We start from the raw sequence: 19,800 nt of genomic DNA, 5'->3' as shown, positions 1-19,800 counted from the left end.
CTATAAACAAACATTCATAGAAAATACATAACACGAACACGCTAACAGTACCATAAAGCCAATAAAAGGCATACAATTACTGAGGCTTGCAACAAACCATCAATAGCATTAAGAAAATCTGAAAAAATTAAACAGTAAATTTGGGAGGATGCCAAATACTTCCTGAGTAGAAGGAAATTAAAGTAAAATCACGAAGTGTAATTTTTTTAACAACAAGAGTGGGTTTAGGTTGCTTGATTTCAAAAGGTTTGAAATGGTAAGTAGTAATACTTATACTACAACAATCGCAATAACAAAAAGGACCGCAATTGTCATCGCTATCTTTGTTGTGGTCGTGAGATTGAACGGTTTCAATTTTAGGAATGGTATCTTCACACTGATTACTTCCATCGCTACAAGGCAATGAAAAAAGTACCATCAGGTAAAAAGTCAATATTGTGATTATCCATCTCATTTATAGTGCAAATATAGAAAAATAAACTTTGCAATCGGATTGCAAAGTTTCATAGTATTTTAGTTGCATCTGTCACACCGTCCTTTGAGTACCAAATTGATGCCTTCTAATTTAAAATTTAGTGGAATATTGATGTTTGGAATTTCAGTATCGGTAAGACAAAAAGTTCGCTGGCACTGGGAGCAATGAAAATGCGTATGCTGTTCTGAAGGTTTGCAATTGCAACCCGATTGACAAAGTGCATATTTTACAACTCCTGTTCCGTCGTCAATAGTATGGATAAGTTTGTGCTCTAAAAAAGTTTTCAGCGTTCTGAATAGTGTAACATTGTCTGCATTTTCAAACTGTTCTGCTAATTCCTTATGACTGATGGCATATTGCTGTTTTAACAATTTTTCTATTACCAACAAACGCATTGCTGTGGGTTTAATATTTCTTTGTTGTAAAATATTTTCTTCATTTTTCATAATGATCAATTTCTATTGCCATTTACTCCAAAATCGAGAGGCTATGTTAAAATGGGTGTTCAAACTAACGGTTTTGCTATTTAATCTACAATATAATTTCTTATTAATACGAATTAAGGGTTGGGTCTTAATAGTTATGGTTTTGCAATATTTAATTTTTTGTAATAAACCGCAAATTAATTGATGGTTTTAACCCTTAATTCGTATTATATACACTGTTTACTAATAATTCAGTGCGAGCCCCACTCCAAAACCCATATCGCTATCGTAATGTGTACGGATGCCAATGTTTTTGTTGATGATGTACTTTAGGTCTGCCATATATTCCATATCAGTATTAACCATAAAACCTGCTCTTAATCTTTTAGAAATAGGAATATCTTCACGCATTAATGACAAACGAACAATTCCATCATGATATACTTCTGCCTGAAAGTTTACTAACATTGGCAAAGTGTACATAAAACCTAAGCTAATAGCTCTACGTGTATCTTTTTCATTTTTCTGTCCGAATAAATTGGTTTCGTGTTCATCCATACCCATTTTTCTGTAACGCCAGTCAAAACCAATAAACGGCATAAACCATTGCGTTTTTCCTATATATCTTCCTAAATGGGTTTCCACCTCGTAACCGTGCATATCATTATATCCTAAACGCCATTCTGTACCTAAACTCCATCTTGCATTCTGAACCATCGCTTCTCCATCATTTCCATTGGTTGCAAAATCGTTCTGTGCCATAAAGTGAGGCATATTGCTTTCTCTCTGCAATTTATTATAGGCTTGTTTTTTGTTGGGCAAATATGGATTTTGGTAATCATCAACTGCAAAAACTCTATTCATCCCGCCCATCATATGATATAAGATATGACAGTGAAAAAACCAATCTCCTTCTTCATTAGCTAAAAACTCAATAGTATCAGTTTCCATTGGCATTATATCCAACACATTTTTAAGCGGTGATTTTTCGCCTTTGCCGTTGATTACCCTGAAATCAAAACCATGCAAATGCATTGGGTGGCGCATCATTGAGTTATTATGAATGGTAATTCGTAGAATTTCTCCTTTTTTTACAGGTATTTTATCAACTTCTGAAAGTATTTTATTATCCATACTCCACACATAACGGTTCATATTTCCGGTAAGAGTAAATTTCAATTCTTTTACTGGCGCATCTTTAGGAAGTGAGGTATTGGAAGGAGATTGTAGCATTGCATAATTCAGCGTTTTGATTTCTCCCAAAGCATTTGCATTGTAACGGTTGGGATCATTTTCCATATTCATATTGTGTTGGCTGTGGTCTTCTTTCTGCTTACTATCTCCTGTGATTTCGGGATACATTACCACATTCATATCCATTTGGTTCAAGCTCATTTTCATTCCCATATCGTCCAAATCGCCGTTCATCTTCATCATATCATTCATCATTTTCATCCCTTCAAAATATTTCAATTTTGGAAGTGGTGAAATGAGCTGTTTGATGCCATTACCTACAAAATAGCTTGCTGACTGTGTTCTGTCTTCGGTAGTTGCTAAAAATTCATAGGCAACACCATCTTCAGGAATGGTTACCACCACATCATAAGTTTCAGAAACTGCAATAATTAATCTATCAACTTCTACAGGCTCTACATCATTACCATCATTGGCTACTACGGTGATTTTTCCGCCTGCATACCTCAACCAAAAATAAGAAGAAGCACCACCGTTTGATACTCGTAACCGTACTTTATCGCCTGCTTTTAACGTTTTGCCATCAACCGTTTTTAAATCAGTAGAATGATTTCCGTTGATTAAAATTTTGTCATAATAAACATCGCTTACATCCATTGCCAACATACGCTTCCATTCGTTCTTAATTTTTGTTTTGAAATGACCTTCTTTGATAGCTTCTGCATAAGATTGTGTCGCATTTTTTTTAATCGCTGCCCAATCATTGGCATTATGCAACATACGGTTGATGTTATCGGGATTAAGGTTTGTCCATTCACTTAAAATAATAGGAATGGTAGGTAAATCATCAATTCCTTTTCTAAAAGATTTATCATCATCCTTTTTCTTCATTATAAAACTTCCATACATCCCAATTTGCTCCTGCAAACCAGAATGGGAGTGATACCAGTGCGTTCCGTGTTGGATAATAGGAAAACGATAGGTATATGTTGTACCTGCCTCAATCGGTTTTTGTGTAAGCCAGGGCACTCCATCTTCCTTATTGGGCAAGAACACACCGTGCCAATGCAATGATGTACTTTCTTTTAATTGGTTGTGTACTACAATTTCGGCAGTATCTCCCTTCGTAAATGTTAGGGTAGGCATTGGTATTTGACCATTTACAGCAATGGCTCTTTTTTCTTTGCCTGCATAGTTTACAAGTGTGTCTTTTACATAAAGGTCATAACGGACTACCTTTTGTGCAAAAAGAGATTGCGAACACAACAGTATGAAAACTGCCTGTAGCAATCTGATAGTGATATTTCTGGGTATATTCATTTTAATATTTTTATTAATGAAACTTATTCCTGCTCTTTTAACCAATTGGTTAATACTTTGATTTGCTCATCATTCAGTTTTGCCTTTTTATGCATTATTGTATATGATGATAAGGGCATTTGTTTAGTCTCGATTTGTTCTTTAATTGAGTTTAATAATCTTTCCTGCTTCCTATTTGAATATATACCCCATTCGTTGAAATTCAAATCCTCTTTTGCGTTTTTGATGTGATTTTCTACCAATGTTCTTGCAGGCTGTACATAGTCGTACCAAACGTAGTTGGTATTGTTGCTATGACAATCGTAGCAAGAGGTTTGAAACATCGCTTTTACTTGAACAGGCATTTTATAGGCTTGGGTAAAATCGGTTGTGTAAACCTGCCCATTATCTACATTAAGGGCAGGCTGATAAAATTGTATTCCAATAAAAATAAACAGCACTATTGTCAATATTATCTTTAATACTTTCTTCATTTTAGAACTCTTTTTTTACAGAGCCACAGGTAAGCATTTTACCGCCATAGTAAGGGTTTTTGATAGCTTTAGCTTCGCTAATCCAAACCGCACCTTTACCATCGTTATACATTGGACAATGGTCTTGATATAATTTTTGTGTAGTTCCAAATAATACTATAAGATCGGAAACATCTTTGCTTAATGATGCTAAATGTTCTCTTTGATGGTCTATTTTGCCTGCATTATCACCAATGTGTTCTGCATTTTCCTTAGCATTTTCAGCTATCTCCATATATTCTTTATGTTTGTTGGCAGGAATGGATTTCATATTTACATTGTTTAAAGTTGTAAATAATTGCTTCCCTGCATTAGCAGCTGCTTGGTCGTTATCTGAGACAAGTGCATTTTTTAAAGTCAAATAATCCTTAATTATAGGTGCGATAGTAAACTTTTGAGCTTGCTTCACATCGGATTTTTCTGCCTCTTGAGAAGACGTATCCGTTGAAGTAACAGTTGCTACCGTATCATTGTGTGTAGGTGATTGTAACTCCGGAATTGCAGCAATTGTTGTGCTATCATTAGCTTGCTGGTCGCTATTTTTATTTGAAGATTGATTGCAGGAAATTGTTGCCACTGCAACTGTTACTAATGTAATGATTGAGAAAATTATATTTTTCATTTTATTTATTTTTGATATTATTGAAGAAATTTATCTTATTTATTTGTTTTCAAATTCATTTAGCTTACGCTTCATAAATTCGATTTCTTGTGCCTGTGTTTCCAGTATGTTTTTTTGTAACTGTATCAATTCGGGGTCGGTAAGCTTAGCTTTTTCAGACATCAATACTGCTGCTGCGTGATGTGGTATCATACCTTTTACAAACTCCTTATCGCCCACAAATAATTGCTCCCGAATACCAAACCAAGAAAAGATGCCAATCGCAAAGGAAACCGTTATGATTGCCCAGTTGATTTTTTTGTTTTCATACATTCCTTTCATTATCAATAGTTCTATAATCAACATTGCAGAAACCATCAGCAATGTCATATACAAATTATTGATGTTCAGGATAAGGTTCTGTAAGCCGTCAATCATAGCATACATAATGAAGTACATAGCTATGAACATAGCAACAGCCATTACAGCAAAGCGTTTGTACATTGCTAAAGAGTGATTAGTATTATGCTTTTCATTCTTATGGTTATGTTGCATTTCGTGTTGGTTTTCCATACTTTCCATAACAATAGCGTTTTATTTGTTATTAATAGTTTCCTGTACGCTTCCGCAAGTAAGCATTTTGGAGCCGTAATACGGGTTTTTAATTGCTTCTTCTTTGCTTAGCCAATTTGCTCCTTTACCATTATTGTACATTGGGCAATGCTGATAATAAACAGGTGTTTCTTGTTTTGAAACTTTGGCTAATTCGTACATATTATTAGCCAGTAAAGCGAAAATTTCTCTTTGTTTGGTAACATCTTTTGCTACAGCAATTTTTTCTGCATTAGCAGTTAAATCCTTCATTACTTTCATCCAAACGGTATGTTCTTCATTAGAAAGTTTCGTCATTTCTACTGCTTTAATTGCTTTTACCAGTTCAGAAGCTTTTGCAGATGAAGTACCTGCATCGGTTTTCACCAAAGCATCTTTCACAGAAAAATAATTATCGAAAACGGCTTTCAGTTGTGGTGCATTTTGGGTTGCAGCGGTATTTGTTTGAGCCATTTCGCCGTGGTTGCTGTGTTCGTTTTTCATATCCATACCGGCATCTTTAGTTTTTGCAACTGGTTTTAATTCTCTATTGTATTGGCAGCATCCGGATAGTTTAGCATAAACATCATCAGGTGCTAAAAATTTTTCACTGTCGTACCCTACTAAAGCAATACGTTTCAGAATTTCATCCTGGCTTGTTTTTTTATCATCATAGTTGAGAATAGCCATTTTGGTATCTTTATTCCATTCTACTGTGGCAACATTTTTTACATTTCCTGCTTTTTCAATGGTAGTTTTGCACATTTCGCAGTTGCCATATATTTTTACGGTTTCTGTTTTTGCATTTTTGATTTGTGCAAAACTGTTTACGGCTGATAGTAATACAGTGATTACCATCAATATTTTTGAAATTGATTTCATTTTGATTTTTTTTAATTTAATAAGATATACGAAGAATTTGCGAAAACTGGATTTAGCTTTCGACAAGGCACACGTATGGCTAACAAGCCATCGTTTTAGCTTATTTTAGGCGGTTGCCAAATGGAAGAGTAACCTGAAGAATAATAGGCTTGTTTGAAACCGAATTTTTGCTTTTTAGTTTCGCCAAAAGGGTGTGTTATTTTTAAATCGATGGGGATTTGTAAACTTACCGAAGATGAAGAAGTGCTACATCCGCAAGAACTGTGCTTACAATTGCCGTCGCAGTCGTGACCATCTTTACATTTTTTACAGGACTTGTCCTTGCAACTGCTTTTATGTTCTGCTTTTGCAGATTGGTCTTTTGAGCAACTTTTTTGTTCTGTATTGGCTGTTTTTTTGGCACAAGCATAGCTTATGCTTGGCATTAGGAAAAAGCCCAAACACAATAAGATGACAAAGCTGATATGTTTACTCAAATTTTTCAACATTACAAAATTATGAAATTATTTCTTTTAATTGCTATATTTTGCACATTCGTGAACTGCAAACACAGAATTATAGATAAAATGTCTAAATCACTAGTCTGCATAGTCCTTTTTATGCTTATTAAAATAAATATCTAGTTAATTCCCTAAAGTGTTTGTTATAAGCTAAATAACTAAGCAGGTATTAGTAGGATAAGGAAATTAATCTTTGCTTAATGGTTCTATCTTAAAACCTGCTTTCTGTACAGTTTCAATTACCTGTTCTTGTGTAATTCCTTGTGATTTTACGGTAAGCACCTTGTCTTTAGTTGTATCTACTTCCCAATGGCATATACCATCGGCATTATCCAAATAAGGTTTTACAGATGCTACACATCCACCACAGTTAATATTTGTTTTGAATCGTAAGTCTTGATTATTCTTTTCCATTTTGTTTATTGAATAATTCACTTAAAGTTTAAAACTGCGTAATCGCAATGCATTTACGATTACCGATACAGAACTTAAAGACATTGCTAAAGCTGCAATCATTGGTGATAATAAAATTCCGAAAAACGGATATAAAATACCTGCTGCAATTGGAACACCAAGCACATTGTAGAAAAAGGCAAAGAATAAGTTTTGCTTGATGTTTTTCATAACAGCATGGCTCAAATTTTTTGCTTTAACTATACCTAATAAATCGCCTTTTACTAAAGTTATTTTGGCACTTTCTATGGCTACGTCGGTTCCAGTTCCCATAGCTATTCCGATATTGGCTTGTGCTAATGCTGGAGCATCATTTATACCATCACCAGCCATAGCTACAATTTTCCCTTCTGCTTGTAAACGTTTAATTTCGTTGAGTTTATCTTCGGGTAAGCATCCTGCTTTATAGGAAGACAAACCTAATTCATCCGCTACTGCTTTGGCTGTATTAACATTGTCGCCAGTAAGTATAATTACTTCTACACCTTGGAGCATTAGTTCTTTTATCGCTGCTGCACTCGAAGTTTTTATCGCATCGGCAATTGAAACAAAGCCAACTGTAACACCATCAACAGCAATGTAAGAAACCGTTTTACCAAGTTTTTGTTCTGCAATAATTTTGTTTTCTAAATCGTCAGAAATAGTTGCCTTAACCTGTTCCATTAGTTTTTTATTGCCTAATGCTACTTTTCTATTGGTAACCGTTCCTGTAACTCCTTTTCCTGTAACATTTTCAAAATCTTTGACTTCAATTAATGAAATAGATTTTGTTTTGGCATAATTGACTACTGCTTGTGCCAATGGATGTTCACTGTATTGGTTTAAGGAAGCTATATTTTGCAATAAATCATCCTCGTTATTAGTTGATGCGTAAATTTTTTCTACCGAAGGTTTTCCCTCTGTTAGCGTTCCTGTTTTATCTGTTATTAAAACATCTACCTTATTCATATTTTCTAAGGCTTCGGCATTTTTAATTAATACTCCAGATTGTGCTCCTTTGCCCACACCCACCATCACAGACATCGGCGTGGCTAAACCTAAAGCACAAGGACAAGCTATGATTAAAACTGCAATGGCATTTATAAATCCATAAACCTTCGCTGGTTCTGGACCAGATAGTGCCCAAACAAAAAAGGTAATTACTGAAATGATTACTACAATGGGTACAAAATATTTAGAAATACTATCGGCTAATTTTTGAATGGGTGCTCTTGAACGAGAAGCATCGTTAACCATTTGTACAATTTGAGAAAGTAATGTTTCAGAACCTACTTTTTCGGCCATCATTATAAATGATTTGTTCCCGTTGATTGTTCCCGAAATTACATTATCGTCTTTCTTTTTGTCAACGGGAATTGGTTCTCCTGTAATCATTGCTTCATCAATACTGCTTTCACCATCGGTTATTTTTCCGTCAACTGGAATTTTATCTCCTGGTTTTACGCGTAATAAATCACCTTTCTTAATATCATGAATGGAAATCACTTTATCGCCTCCTTCACCAATCAAAGTAGCTTCTGTTGGCGCTAATTGTAATAACGCTTTTATAGCTCCACTGGTTTGGCTATGTGCTCTTGCTTCTAACAATTGTCCCAACAAGACCAGTGTAATGATTACTGTTGCTGCTTCAAAATAAAGATGAATGGTTCCGTGTTCGGTTTTAAATTCTTCGGGAAAGATATTCGGAAACAGCATTCCTACAATACTAAACAAAAATGCAACTCCAGTTCCTATTCCGATAAGGGTAAACATATTTAGATTCCAAGTGATTATGGATTTCCAAGCTCGTACAAAAAACATCCAACCAGCATAGAAAATAACAGGAATTGAAAACAGAAATTGCACCCAGTTCCACATGTTGCTGTCCATTATTTGAAATAACGGATTGTTATGCACCATTTCCATCATGGCAATAATGAAAATTGGCACCGTAAAGAGGGTTGCAATTTTCATTTTTTTAAGCAAATCCAGATAGGTTTTTTTTTCTTCGGAATCGCTTGGTTCCATGGGTACTAAATCCATTCCGCATATAGGACATGAACCCGGACTATCTTGAATAACTTCGGGATGCATTGGGCAGGTGTACATCGTTTTCTTTACATTCAATTCTGCTTCTTTTACCAAATGCATTCCACAAACAGGGCAATCGCCAGCTTTATCATAGGTTTTATCGCCTTCACAATGCATTGGGCAATAGTATTTGCCTTTTATATTGCTAGTCACTTCGATTATTTTTTTATCATCGTGAGAATGAGCGGAGCAGCAGGATTTTGCCACTGGTTCATTTGTCGTGGTATGTTGTGGGCTTTTGTTATTGCTCATTTCTATGGTATATTTTCCAACAGCGGTTAATGCTTTTTGCAATTGTGTAGTTGGAATGTGTTTATCCATTGTCAGGGTAGCTGAGTTTTCATCTTTTGAAACTTCAACATTTGTCACATTTTCAACCTTTAATAAAGCCGATTTCACCTTTGCTTCGCAACCTCCACAGGTCATACCTGTTACTTGATATTTGTGTACCATTTTGTATGAGTTTTATTGTGATACAAAGTTCCATATTGTTTCCATTTTTTCGTTGTGGAATTTTGGGAATGATTTGTAAGATTTACTTAGACCTTATCCAAAGACTTCCTTTTATCTTCCCGTATTTGCTTGAAATGACTTGGGGTAAGTCCTGTTACCTTTTTGAATTGGTTGCTTAAATAGGCTACACTTGAGTAATTTAAACGGAAAGCAATTTCACTCAAAGACAGTTCATCATATACCAATAATTCTTTTACCTTCTCTATTTTTTGGGCAATAAAATACTTTTCAATCGTAGTACCTTCTATCTCAGAAAACAGGTTGGACAGATAATTATAATCATGATGCAGTTTGCAGCTTAATATATCTGACAGATTTTTTTTGGTGTCGTTGTCCTGATGATGGACAAGGTCAATAATTATATTCTTTATCTTTTCAATGATGAGGCTTTTTCTATCATCTATTACCTCAAAACCTAACAAAATTAGAGCCTTTTCCAATTTATCTTTTTCCTCAGTAGTAGGCTCTTTATCCAATATGGCTTCTCCCAACCTTATATTTTTTACCTCTAAATCGAATTTATCCAATTCATTTTGTACTACCATAATACAGCGGTTGCAAACCATGTTTTTAATAAAGAGTGTCGTCATATTTATTACCTATTCATATTAAGCAGAATAGCCAAATTTACGATTTAAATTAAAGCATAAATATTATGTTGAATATTGTTTTTTATTCCTGCATCAAATGCTGTAAATCAGGATCATTCTTAATGCGCTCCAATTCCGTTTTAATGACTTGAACAATATCTTGTTTGATTTGTTTATAATTCGTTTCTATTTCCTGCTTCATTTTATCTTCTCCCTGTTCATCAACAAAGGATAGAATTTCTGGTATCCTCTGATATACTTTAGTTTCTGCGGCAACTTTTTCATTGTCCACGACAATTTCAGCGTGGAAAATCTTTTGCTCGATGCGTTCGTCAAAGTTGTCCGAAACAGCACCTACAAACATACCTTGGGTTAATGTTGAGATTTTGGAAGCCGGAATTAAACTATCTAATTGTGTCGATATTGAAGTTGAGGTATCATTTCTATTGATTGATAAACTTTGACGTTTCTGCAAAACTTTTCCGAACCTTTCCGAAAGGCTCTTTGCCGTTTCGCCAACTACCTGACCCGAAAATATATTGCCCACAGTGTTTTGGATAACCTTTGCTTCTTTATCGCCATAATCCCTTATCAATTGCGAAAAATCCTGAAAGCCTAAACAAACTGCCACTTTATTACTTCGGGCAGTTGCAATAAGATTATCTAATCCCCGAAAATAAATAGTGGGCAACTCATCAATAATAACAGAACTCTTTAATTGCCCTTTTTTATTAATGAGTTTGACAATCCTTGAATTATACAATCCCAAAGCTGCCGAATAAATATTTTGACGGTCGGGATTATTACCAACACACAAAATCTTGGGTTCTTTGGGATTATTAATATCCAAAGAAAAATCATCGCCAGTCATTACCCAATACAATTGTGGCGAAATCATTCTTGATAAAGGAATTTTTGCTGATGCAATCTGTCCCTGTAATTGGTCTTGTGCGCCACTTTGCCACGCATCCATAAACGGCGAAAGATAATTTTCCAAATCAGGATATGAAGTTAAAATAGTAAATACGTCCGAATACTTTTTATTCAGCAATTCAATGGCGTGTGGGAATGTACAGTACTTACCGTCCTCATAGATTTTCAGATACCAAATAATAGCAGCCAATAATATAATCGGGCTTTCCACAAAGAAATCGCCTTGCTTCTGTATCCAGCTACGATTGAGGTTCAGCATTATGGTATATGCGGCTTCGTAAGCATCGGAAATGTCCGTCATAAAGTTGGGATTGAGAGGATTGCAACGGTGGCTCTTACGTGGATCGTCAAAATTGATGATGTAGAGTTTGGGTTGAACTTTGTACTTATCGCCGTGTTTCAAAAGATGGTTATAAGCAATAGTAGAAAGGTCGTCAAACTTGAAATCGTAGATGTACATTGAGAACCCTTTCTCAATCTGTTGCTTGATATAGTTGTTTACGATAGCATACGATTTTCCGGAACCTGGCGTTCCTAAAACAATGGTTGCCCGAAAAGGATTGACGATGTTTATCCAGCCGTTATTCCATTTGTTTTTGTAATAAAATTTTGTAGGAAGATTGACCGAATATTCATTTTCCATCAATTTGGTTTCCTGCTGAAAGCTTTCGTTTTCATTATTGAAAACATCGTCCATCAGGTTGGTGCGAAGTAAACGGCTCATCCAAACGCCAGCTACCATCAAAGCGATGTAGCCTAAACCTGTGGTAAGGACATAAAGGAATGTAGCTGTGTTTAATGATAACTTTAGTAAAGGTGTGTTCAGAAAAAACAGGACAAAGCCAATTCCCCAAGCCACATAAATTTTAGTCCAAGTTATTTTTTCATTTTTAACACCTTTGGTTCCCAAACAACTCAAAGCCAGCAATACCAAAGCAAATACTTTGGTATTTAAGGTATGCGAAAACAATCCAGCGGTCCGTTGAAAATTGCCTAATATTTTGTTGATGAGTTCCAGTGTCCAGCCACGTTCTATAAAGAAACCATAACAAAACCAATAAAGGTGCATAAGTACCAAAAGAATGCTGACTGCCCGCATAAAAGCCATAATCTTGGCAAGTCCTCGTAAATCATCTTCTCCCTGCATTATTTTAATTTTTAATGTTCGGGCGTGAATTTAAAGGCTCTATATAGTAGCTATAAGGATGTGGCAGTCAATGGCGGTGCGTGGCAGTGTTTGGCGGAGTGATAAGAGTTGTAGCTTCTATGATCCTTTTGTATGGTAACATTTATGAAGCATCCAAATAAAAAATACTTTTAATTGCTCTTTTGTTTTCTGTCCGTTAGCAACATTTTTTGTCTTGCTGAATAGGTGGACAAGGAACACTTCCGTAACTACAATAAACACAACAGTCGCCTTGTTTTGGTTTAAGAACTTGTTTGCATTTTTCACATTCGTAGAAATATTGGCAAGCATCTGTCGGCATTGTTTCTTCTTTCTTGTGTTCGCAGTTGGGGCAGGTTATTGTTGATTGCAATTTGATTTCCATTTCATTTTATTTTTTGTCGGTTACAGAATATCCTGTCGAGTTTATTGCTTTTTCAATTTCAAAAATGTTAGTTTTTGAGTTGTCAAATTCTACGATTGCGTTTTCTTTTTCGTATGAGGCGTTTGAACTTATTATTCCTGTCAATTTATTTACTTCGTGATTTACGTGTTCGCCACAACTTGCACAAGTCATTCCGCTAATCGTAAATTCTACTTTTTGAATATTGGATTTGTCCACCACTATAATTTGCTTTTCTGTCTTTGGGTAGAAAATGCTTGAGTAGTATGGAAAGGCAAGCATTACGATTGCAAATGCTGTTACAATTCCTAAAAACATTTTTGACTGAATGAATTTTGGTTTTTCTTCTGTCTCACAATTGCAATCTATTTGCTTTTTGAGTTTCAACTTTTGATACCAAGCAAAACCAAGAACCAAAATTGTCAACCCGATAAAATACGGTCGAAAAGGTTCAAGCCAAGAAAAAGTGGAAGCAAGACCGCTTGTTCCTGCAATAAGAGCTAATACTGGTGTGATGCAACAAAGAGAAGCTGCAATTGCAGTCAAAAGTCCTGCACCAATTATTTTTTTGTCAGTTTTCATATTGTTTCTAATATTTTGTTTTCGCCAAGTATTTTGAAAAATGGTTTCAGCATTTTTTCATACTCTTTAGTCAGGGAGTGAAAAATAGTTTGAGCTTCTCGTTCGGTTTCAATAAGTTTTCTGTCTTTGAGTTTCCGCAAGTGTTGTGAAACCGCTGAAATTGTCATACCAAGAATGTCGCTTATATCACAAACACAAAGTCGTTTTTCTTCATAAAGTAGAAAGAGTATTTTCAATCTTACATTGTTTCCCGCTAATTCAAGTCCGTTCGATAAATAGTCAAAAGAACCGTTGAGTTCTGAAACTCGGTCTTTACAGCGGTTTATTTGTTTAATGTCTGCTTGTTGTCGTATGCAAGAATTATTGTCCATAGCACAAAGATAGTCAATTTGTGTATTTAAGCAATTGCTTAAATACAACTCAAATTCTTTCAGAATTATAAAGTGACAGCTCAATAAATCTTTTTAAAAACAGATTTTTAATTCCAAAATCTGACCTATTACAGTCTTCTTTTTTTCTTCTTCTTCATTTTATCGGCAAAATCCAGTTCCTCATAATCTTCGCCCTGTGCTTCGGGTAACAATCCGCCAAATGCTTCAATCAAGCCGTCTTCGTGTTTTTCAGTATTCATGAAATCGAATAAATGATGAGGTTTTTCCGCAGGAAGATTTGCATCGTTCGGTCTTGATATTTTCGATTGTAGTTCAACTGGTTCTTTAATGTCGGGTTTGATATTATTGTTCCAATAATCATTAAAGGTATTGGCAGAAAGTTCTGTTCCTAAACGGGAACCGTTCCAAACCGCTTTGGAATTGTGGTCAATAAATGTGATACCATAAATACGCCCTGTATCATTCCGGCGCACTACTACGTTAATGCCCTGTTCCGTTAACTGCTTTTTAAATGCCTGTTCATCGCTCGTGGTTTTCAGGGCAATGGTAATGGCAGCTTTGATAGTTGGCTTTGTCGGGTGGTCTTTCAAAGCCTCTTTGCATTTCGCAAAATGCAATTCCAAAGTCGGAAGCCCTGCGCTCTTTCCGAAAAGCGAAGCCTTGAATGGATGTCCGGCCCTTTCTCCTTTTTCATTTAACGGAATATACAATAAACCCTGCTGAGATTTTCCCTGCAATTCGTCCTCAACTTTTTCAGTAGTAATATTGAATAACGAAAGCAATGCGTTGTATTCGCCCAATGTCTGGTATTGGTAATAGTTCGGTAAATGGCGAACTACCGAAGCTATCTGACTTTTTACATCACCTTTCTGGTAATTCACAGGGCTAAAAATCTTATCGTTCTGCTTGTGTTCCTTATCTGTTGCAGATACCAATCCGTGTTGCCTTTCGAGTTCTCGGCACACATTCATAGACCGCATTTTCTCAAATTTATCTGAAATCTTTTTGCCTTCTTCATTCACACAAACCGAAACAATATGTATGTGCGTTCTGTCGATATCAGTATGCTTGAACACGACAAAAGGCTGTTCGCCATAACCCATTTCACGCATATACTGCTCTGCCAACTCCCTAAATTTTTCATCACTAACATTATCTTTCGGGTCTGGATTGAGCGAAATATGCAACGTATGTTTTTCGGTATTTCGATTTGCAATAAGATAAGGTGTAAAAGATTGGCTTAATTGTGCTACAGAATAATGTCCGCTTGGTGTTTCAATTATCTTATTAGCAAACAGAATTTGTCCGTTTTCCTTTTCCACTTTAAGATTATTGTACGCCAAAGCACCATATAAATTACTGCTTCTTCCAATTTTTGCTATCATTTTTAGACCTGTTTTTTCAGATGTTTTGCTTCAAATTCTTCGATTAGATGAATTATTTTTTGGCATAACAATACCATTTCAATCGTCTGTTTTTCCAATTTATAGAGGTAGGCAGATCCTTTTTTCTCTGAAAAATTCTTATACAATAGTTTTACGACTTGGTTATAATTCACGCCAACGGAACGAAATTGACTGTGAAATGAAGTCAATCGCATATAAAAATCAACGGTTCCTTTGTCTATTTTAACGGATTTCATCGTCTTATCAAAGATGCAGGACGTTATAAAATGTGCCTTTACCAGCATTCCCGATTGGTCAAAGAGCGAAAGAAATCGGCTGTGCTCTTCTTCATTAAAGGAAATTGTATATCTAATCTTCGCCGGGTCTTCCTTAGGTCGGCGTCCGGTCTTTTTTAATTGTTTTCTGTTGTTTTCGTTCATCACAAATCCATTTATAATTTACACAAAACCCTGACTTCGGAAGGTGTTTTTCAGCCCCCGGCAGGGCAAGTTGTTTTGAGCATCCGAAATCGTTTCGAGATGCTCAAAACACAACTTGCCGTGTTCTGATGAACACAAAAATCCGCCCTGCGGGACGGATTAAATGTAGCAGGGAAAATCGGCTCGATGCCGTTCTGCTTCGTGTCCATTTTATCAAGATGCTTTGCATAAATCCGTTAGTAAAATTCATTTTACAAAGTAAAGACCTGTTGATAAGAGTATTGCAATGTGATACTAGGACAAACTCTGCCTTTAGAAGCCAAACACTACCACGACAATGTAAACACCTATTTATCTGCATTTATTTGTACTTACAAACACATATAGGGACGTAGTTAGCTATGCAGGTAACAACGTAAGTACTTCATTACCGATGTAAATAAATACAAATGTGAAGATGTAAAAAAGCACCCATTGAAATACTTGAATATGCAATTGTGTACGCAAAAAAGCAGGTATATAAATAAGTAATTATGGTTGTACAAATCTATTTGCCTACAGCCATAAAAAAGTATTCAAGTACATAAATAGCCTAGTGCGTAATTACCTGTTTATCTCTATAATTCTGTATAGAGCTACAAACCTATATGCGCACCTAAGTAATTGAGGATATAAATTTTAAAAACAGTTGAAATATGAATGCAAAACACAAAACAGTATTTATCGCCTTTTCATCTCAAAAAGGCGGTGTGGGAAAAAGTACATTTACAACATTGGTTGCAAGTACGATGCACTATCGGTTGGGCTATAATGTAGCCGTATTTGATGCCGATTTTCCCCAGCACAGCCTGATGAAAATGAAGGCTCGTGATTTGGCGATGGTAATGGAAAACGAAGCTTTAAAAAAGCTGGCTTACAAACAATTTACCACCATCAACAAAAAAGCCTATCCGATTATGCAATCCAAAGCTGATAGCGTATTGGAAACCGCTCACGAATTTTTAAGTAGTTCTTCAGTACCTATTGATGTGGTCTTTTTTGACCTGCCCGGAACGGTTAACACGCCTGGTATTTTGAATGCATTGGCAGGAATGCACCACATTTTTACACCTATCACGGCAGACCGAGTGGTAATGGAAAGCACACTGATTTTTACACAGCTTTTGCAGGATGTGATTATGAAAAAAGGCGAAACTTCCATAGAAACCATCAACCTGTTTTGGAACCAGGTTGATGGCAGGGAAAGTACACCTTTATATGAGGTTTATAACGAGCTCATCAAACAATTAGGATTAAGCCTGATGCAGAGCCAAATCAAAAACAGCACCCGTTTTCGCAAAGAAAGTGAAGTAAACAGCAAAGCCGTTTTCCGTTCTACGGTAATGCCACCTGATGAACGCTTGATGAAAGCCTGTCAGTTAGATCAATTTGTAAATGAATTTTTAAGAATCATTCAATTATAGTCTAATGGAAAAAGAAAATAAGAAAAAAAGTACGCCCGATATTAACGAGGAACTGATGATGAGCCTGATGGTAATTGGCGTAAAAAGAGAGGGATTACAGTTACCCACAGAACAAACTGTTGAAGCCCTCGAAAAGGAATATGTTCAGCCCGAAAAACTACCATTGGAGAAATCTGCTGTGAAGGAAAAGACCAAAATTAAAAAAACAAACGAAACAGATTACGAAAGCCTCTTTTTCAAAAGAACAGACACGAATGCCCGAGATGGAAAAACGGTATATATCCGACCAGATTTTCACGAAAAATTGTCACGTATTGTACAAGTGATAGGCGAAGACAAAATAACCATTTACGGTTATTTAGACAATTTACTGGACTACCATTTTCAGGAATTTGGCGAGCAGATTACCAAGAGTTTTAATGATAAATACAAACCTATTTTATAAGTTATGGAAATAGTAATTGTGATATGCCTGCTGATTTTGATTGCCCTGCTTGTGCAGGACAAGATTGTAATCAAAAAAAGTTCAGAAAGAAAACCGATACAGGGAAAAAGCAACCCTAAACTGCCCGATATTATGGGGCAACCTAGACCTAAGAGAAGCCTTTCGGTGCCAAACAATGCCACTGAACGCCAAAATGAGGAGCAGGAAGTAAATCCTGATAATTTTGACATAGAATACGACGAAAATGAAAACGTCGACATTCAAATTCCGCAGGAAGAGCTGGACGAAGTTTTCAGTAATATGTCTGATTTTGATGATGAAGAAGATGAATGGAACAGGTACGGAATATCCAGTAGCGATAACGGTTTTGCCCAAGGGGTTACCTTTGAAGAACTAAGCTCCGTGGGGATGTTGCTACAAAAAGAAAAATTGGAGCCGTCTCAAAAGGAAACAGCGATAGCCATAGTTCAGAAAATACAAGGAACCGAATTATTCAGCCTACTGGAAAACTCTATGGAGGGTGCTTCCCAAAAAATAGCAGAGCTATTGGACAGCACATTCTCATCTGAAACGGAAGCCGGTTCTTCCACTTTGCGGAAAAATGATTTGAGAGATTTTGATATTGGGGAGTTTGTGTGAGCAAACTCCCTTTTTTTAGTTACAGAACATGTAAATACTTGAAATTGTAATCAGTTAAATGTGAAGTTGGTGGCTTTCCATCCGGAGCATAAAACTTATGTACGTTTCTATTTCTTTCCGAAATAAGATGTAAATTTTTTCTCGCTCTTGAAGCTAAGACATATAATAGCTTCTTTGAATTTTCAAGACCATTATTATCGTTAAAATGAGGAACATAGCCATCTAACAAGCCAAAACCTATAACTGTATCGTATTCTTCGCCCTTGGTGCCGTGGATAGTGGATACTGTAATTCCATCTCGCTGTCTGAATACTTTTCTGAAATTTTCAATATCACCAATATATGGATTTCCTTCATCAATCAGCCTCTGAATTCTACTTTCAGAACTTGCAAAAAATGAATTGAAATGTTCATCTAACAAAGGAAAATTGGGTGATGCAATTTTCAGTTTTTCACAGATCTGATTAAAAAAAGTCCTTAAATAAGTTAATCCATCTTTCTCGATAATCTCCAAAGAATTACAAATTCTTAAAAATTTCTTACTAGTCATATTTGAAACATCAACTCCTGCGGAATCAAGTTCATTTAAAATTTCATTGCTCCACCTTAATCTTCTTACATACATAAAAGCAGATGGTTCTGTCAATGCAATTCTTGAAACCTTGAACCAAAAATTATCAATATCCCGAGAAAACGGTGCCATCCCTGGTCCGTCAAAACTGAAATCAGGAAGTCGAATGATAAGTTTTCTTGTAATACTTGCTATGTGTACCCATTGTGGTGCAGTGATGCATATTTCATTGGGACTAATCCCTGCTTTCTCAACATTATACAATATTAACTGAGTCAATTCTTCAATTAAATTATCTACTGAAACGGAAGAGTTAAATGTGATTGAACTTGAATAATCTTTTCCATTTCCAAAGGCTACAATTGGGGTATCGAAAGTTTTATAATAATCAAAATAGCTAATAATAGCAGAAGATGACCTATAGTTTTTGTCAAGGCTTAATGGAGTCAATTCAAATCCTAATAATTTTTCTAATTCATCTTTCGGCATCGGATACCCTCCCAGTGAATCGTAAATAGATTGATTTGGATCACCTACGATCAGTGTTTTTGAAGCTCCTTTGCTTACGCTTAATATTTTGGATATAATATGATACTGTATTTCTTTGGTATCTTGATACTCGTCAATTAAAACAAACGGAAATAATTTGCACAAAATATTAGCTATAACTGGTTTTGATTTGAGAATTTCATAAGAATAAAATAAGATTTGCTCAAAATCAATTTGTCGATTTTTTTCAAGAACTTTAAAATATTCTCCAAGAATCTTCTTTAATGAATTATGTTTACCACTATCAAGACAGGTTAAGTAAAAACCATCCGGTTTGGCAAGAATACCACAATCATAATATGTTATTTTCTCTTTCTTATAGGGGGCACATAATTCGGTTAAAATCTTCTCTGAATCAAAGGAATTGATGACCTTAAAACCGTTCTTCAATCTTTCAGAATACAGATGGTATGGTTTTAAAATCCATTCCATACAAAAAGAATGGATAGTGCCTATCCATAATTGGGTTGTATCTACGCCTAATAATTCAACTCGTTCCTTGATCTCATCAGAAGCTCTGTTGGTATAGGTTATAGCAATCACGAACTCTTTGTCTGACTTCAATCTGCTTAACTCATAAGCAATTTTGAATGTCAAAGTTCTTGTTTTACCGCTACCGGGACAAGCAATAAGAAGTACGCTGTTGTTTTCGAGAATTGCATCTTCCTGTTCTTTATTGATACTGTCTTTTTCCCAAATAAACATAA

Annotated in this window: 21 protein-coding genes; 3 read left to right on the top strand and 18 right to left on the bottom strand. The window is 35.6% G+C overall.

What is annotated here, in order from left to right; all coding sequences use genetic code 11:
* Nucleotides 1-127: 127 nt before the first annotated feature.
* The 17 genes from LNP27_RS10130 to mobA form a co-directional block, all read right to left on the bottom strand.
* Nucleotides 128-454 (bottom strand): DUF6660 family protein, encoded by a 327-nt coding sequence (locus LNP27_RS10130; RefSeq protein WP_229941497.1) that lies wholly within the window; start codon nucleotides 452-454, stop codon nucleotides 128-130.
* A 59-nt stretch (nucleotides 455-513) separates the two neighbouring features.
* Nucleotides 514-921: a Fur family transcriptional regulator gene (locus LNP27_RS10125; RefSeq protein ID WP_092908330.1), complete on the bottom strand. Its 408-nt coding sequence runs from the start codon at nucleotides 919-921 to the stop codon at nucleotides 514-516.
* Nucleotides 922-1,143: 222 nt separating this feature from the next.
* On the bottom strand, nucleotides 1,144-3,414 hold the full coding sequence (locus tag LNP27_RS10120; protein ID WP_229941496.1) for a multicopper oxidase family protein: 2,271 nt from the start codon (nucleotides 3,412-3,414) through the stop codon (nucleotides 1,144-1,146).
* Nucleotides 3,415-3,437: 23 nt separating this feature from the next.
* Nucleotides 3,438-3,887 (bottom strand): heme-binding domain-containing protein, encoded by a 450-nt coding sequence (locus LNP27_RS10115; RefSeq protein ID WP_092908329.1) that lies wholly within the window; start codon nucleotides 3,885-3,887, stop codon nucleotides 3,438-3,440.
* Nucleotide 3,888: 1 nt separating this feature from the next.
* A complete protein-coding gene (locus LNP27_RS10110) occupies nucleotides 3,889-4,548 on the bottom strand; it encodes a DUF3347 domain-containing protein (RefSeq protein ID WP_229941495.1) in 660 nt (219 codons plus the stop codon).
* 39 nt (nucleotides 4,549-4,587) lie between these two features.
* Nucleotides 4,588-5,109 (bottom strand): DUF305 domain-containing protein, encoded by a 522-nt coding sequence (locus LNP27_RS10105; RefSeq protein ID WP_162073195.1) that lies wholly within the window; start codon nucleotides 5,107-5,109, stop codon nucleotides 4,588-4,590.
* Between the two features lie 12 nt (nucleotides 5,110-5,121).
* Entirely contained in the window at nucleotides 5,122-6,000 is an 879-nt protein-coding gene (locus LNP27_RS10100) for a DUF3347 domain-containing protein (protein ID WP_162073196.1), read from the bottom strand.
* 95 nt (nucleotides 6,001-6,095) lie between these two features.
* Complete coding sequence (locus tag LNP27_RS10095; protein WP_229941494.1) at nucleotides 6,096-6,425, bottom strand: hypothetical protein; 330 nt, start codon at nucleotides 6,423-6,425, stop codon at nucleotides 6,096-6,098.
* A gap of 261 nt (nucleotides 6,426-6,686) precedes the next feature.
* Nucleotides 6,687-6,914 carry a heavy-metal-associated domain-containing protein gene (locus LNP27_RS10090; RefSeq protein WP_162073198.1) on the bottom strand — a complete coding sequence of 76 codons (228 nt, stop codon included), beginning with the start codon at nucleotides 6,912-6,914 and terminating at the stop codon, nucleotides 6,687-6,689.
* Nucleotides 6,915-6,935: 21 nt separating this feature from the next.
* The gene (locus LNP27_RS10085; RefSeq protein ID WP_162073199.1) at nucleotides 6,936-9,476 is read right to left on the bottom strand and encodes a heavy metal translocating P-type ATPase; all 2,541 of its coding nucleotides are present in this window, start codon (nucleotides 9,474-9,476) and stop codon (nucleotides 6,936-6,938) included.
* Between the two features lie 86 nt (nucleotides 9,477-9,562).
* On the bottom strand, nucleotides 9,563-10,081 hold the full coding sequence (locus tag LNP27_RS10080) for a helix-turn-helix domain-containing protein (protein WP_428979000.1): 519 nt from the start codon (nucleotides 10,079-10,081) through the stop codon (nucleotides 9,563-9,565).
* 127 nt (nucleotides 10,082-10,208) lie between these two features.
* Nucleotides 10,209-12,206 carry a conjugal transfer protein MobC gene (gene mobC, locus LNP27_RS10075; RefSeq protein ID WP_229941493.1) on the bottom strand — a complete coding sequence of 666 codons (1,998 nt, stop codon included), beginning with the start codon at nucleotides 12,204-12,206 and terminating at the stop codon, nucleotides 10,209-10,211.
* A 196-nt stretch (nucleotides 12,207-12,402) separates the two neighbouring features.
* A complete protein-coding gene (locus LNP27_RS10070) occupies nucleotides 12,403-12,609 on the bottom strand; it encodes a GDCCVxC domain-containing (seleno)protein (protein WP_078764772.1) in 207 nt (68 codons plus the stop codon).
* Between the two features lie 6 nt (nucleotides 12,610-12,615).
* Nucleotides 12,616-13,209 carry a mercuric transport protein MerTP gene (merTP, locus tag LNP27_RS10065; RefSeq protein WP_229941492.1) on the bottom strand — a complete coding sequence of 198 codons (594 nt, stop codon included), beginning with the start codon at nucleotides 13,207-13,209 and terminating at the stop codon, nucleotides 12,616-12,618.
* On the bottom strand, nucleotides 13,206-13,580 hold the full coding sequence (locus LNP27_RS10060) for an ArsR/SmtB family transcription factor (protein ID WP_229941491.1): 375 nt from the start codon (nucleotides 13,578-13,580) through the stop codon (nucleotides 13,206-13,208). The genes merTP and LNP27_RS10060 overlap by 4 nt, the downstream gene beginning before the upstream one ends.
* A gap of 128 nt (nucleotides 13,581-13,708) precedes the next feature.
* Complete coding sequence (mobB, locus tag LNP27_RS10055; protein ID WP_229941490.1) at nucleotides 13,709-14,986, bottom strand: conjugal transfer protein MobB; 1,278 nt, start codon at nucleotides 14,984-14,986, stop codon at nucleotides 13,709-13,711.
* A 2-nt stretch (nucleotides 14,987-14,988) separates the two neighbouring features.
* Entirely contained in the window at nucleotides 14,989-15,426 is a 438-nt protein-coding gene (mobA, locus tag LNP27_RS10050) for a conjugal transfer protein MobA (protein WP_229941489.1), read from the bottom strand.
* Nucleotides 15,427-16,121: 695 nt separating this feature from the next.
* On the opposite strand from mobA, the gene LNP27_RS10045 reads away from it, so the two are divergent.
* The 3 genes from LNP27_RS10045 (at nucleotide 16,122) to LNP27_RS10035 (ending at nucleotide 17,973) form a co-directional block, all read left to right on the top strand.
* Nucleotides 16,122-16,889 (top strand): ParA family protein, encoded by a 768-nt coding sequence (locus tag LNP27_RS10045; RefSeq protein WP_113667135.1) that lies wholly within the window; start codon nucleotides 16,122-16,124, stop codon nucleotides 16,887-16,889.
* Between the two features lie 4 nt (nucleotides 16,890-16,893).
* Nucleotides 16,894-17,334 (top strand): DUF3408 domain-containing protein, encoded by a 441-nt coding sequence (locus LNP27_RS10040; protein WP_229941488.1) that lies wholly within the window; start codon nucleotides 16,894-16,896, stop codon nucleotides 17,332-17,334.
* Nucleotides 17,335-17,466: 132 nt separating this feature from the next.
* Nucleotides 17,467-17,973, top strand: a complete 507-nt coding sequence (locus LNP27_RS10035; RefSeq protein WP_428978999.1) for a conjugal transfer protein TraD — start codon at nucleotides 17,467-17,469, stop codon at nucleotides 17,971-17,973.
* Nucleotides 17,974-17,992: 19 nt separating this feature from the next.
* On the opposite strand, the gene LNP27_RS10030 is transcribed toward LNP27_RS10035, so the two are convergent.
* Entirely contained in the window at nucleotides 17,993-19,798 is a 1,806-nt protein-coding gene (locus LNP27_RS10030; protein WP_229941487.1) for a UvrD-helicase domain-containing protein, read from the bottom strand.
* Nucleotides 19,799-19,800 lie beyond the last annotated feature (2 nt).

The organism is Flavobacterium galactosidilyticum, from assembly GCF_020911945.1.
In the GTDB taxonomy this organism is placed as follows: Bacteria; Bacteroidota; Bacteroidia; order Flavobacteriales; family Flavobacteriaceae; genus Flavobacterium; species Flavobacterium galactosidilyticum.
Note: the sequence above shows the minus strand (reverse complement) of the source record. Positions and strands in the feature narration are given on the sequence as shown.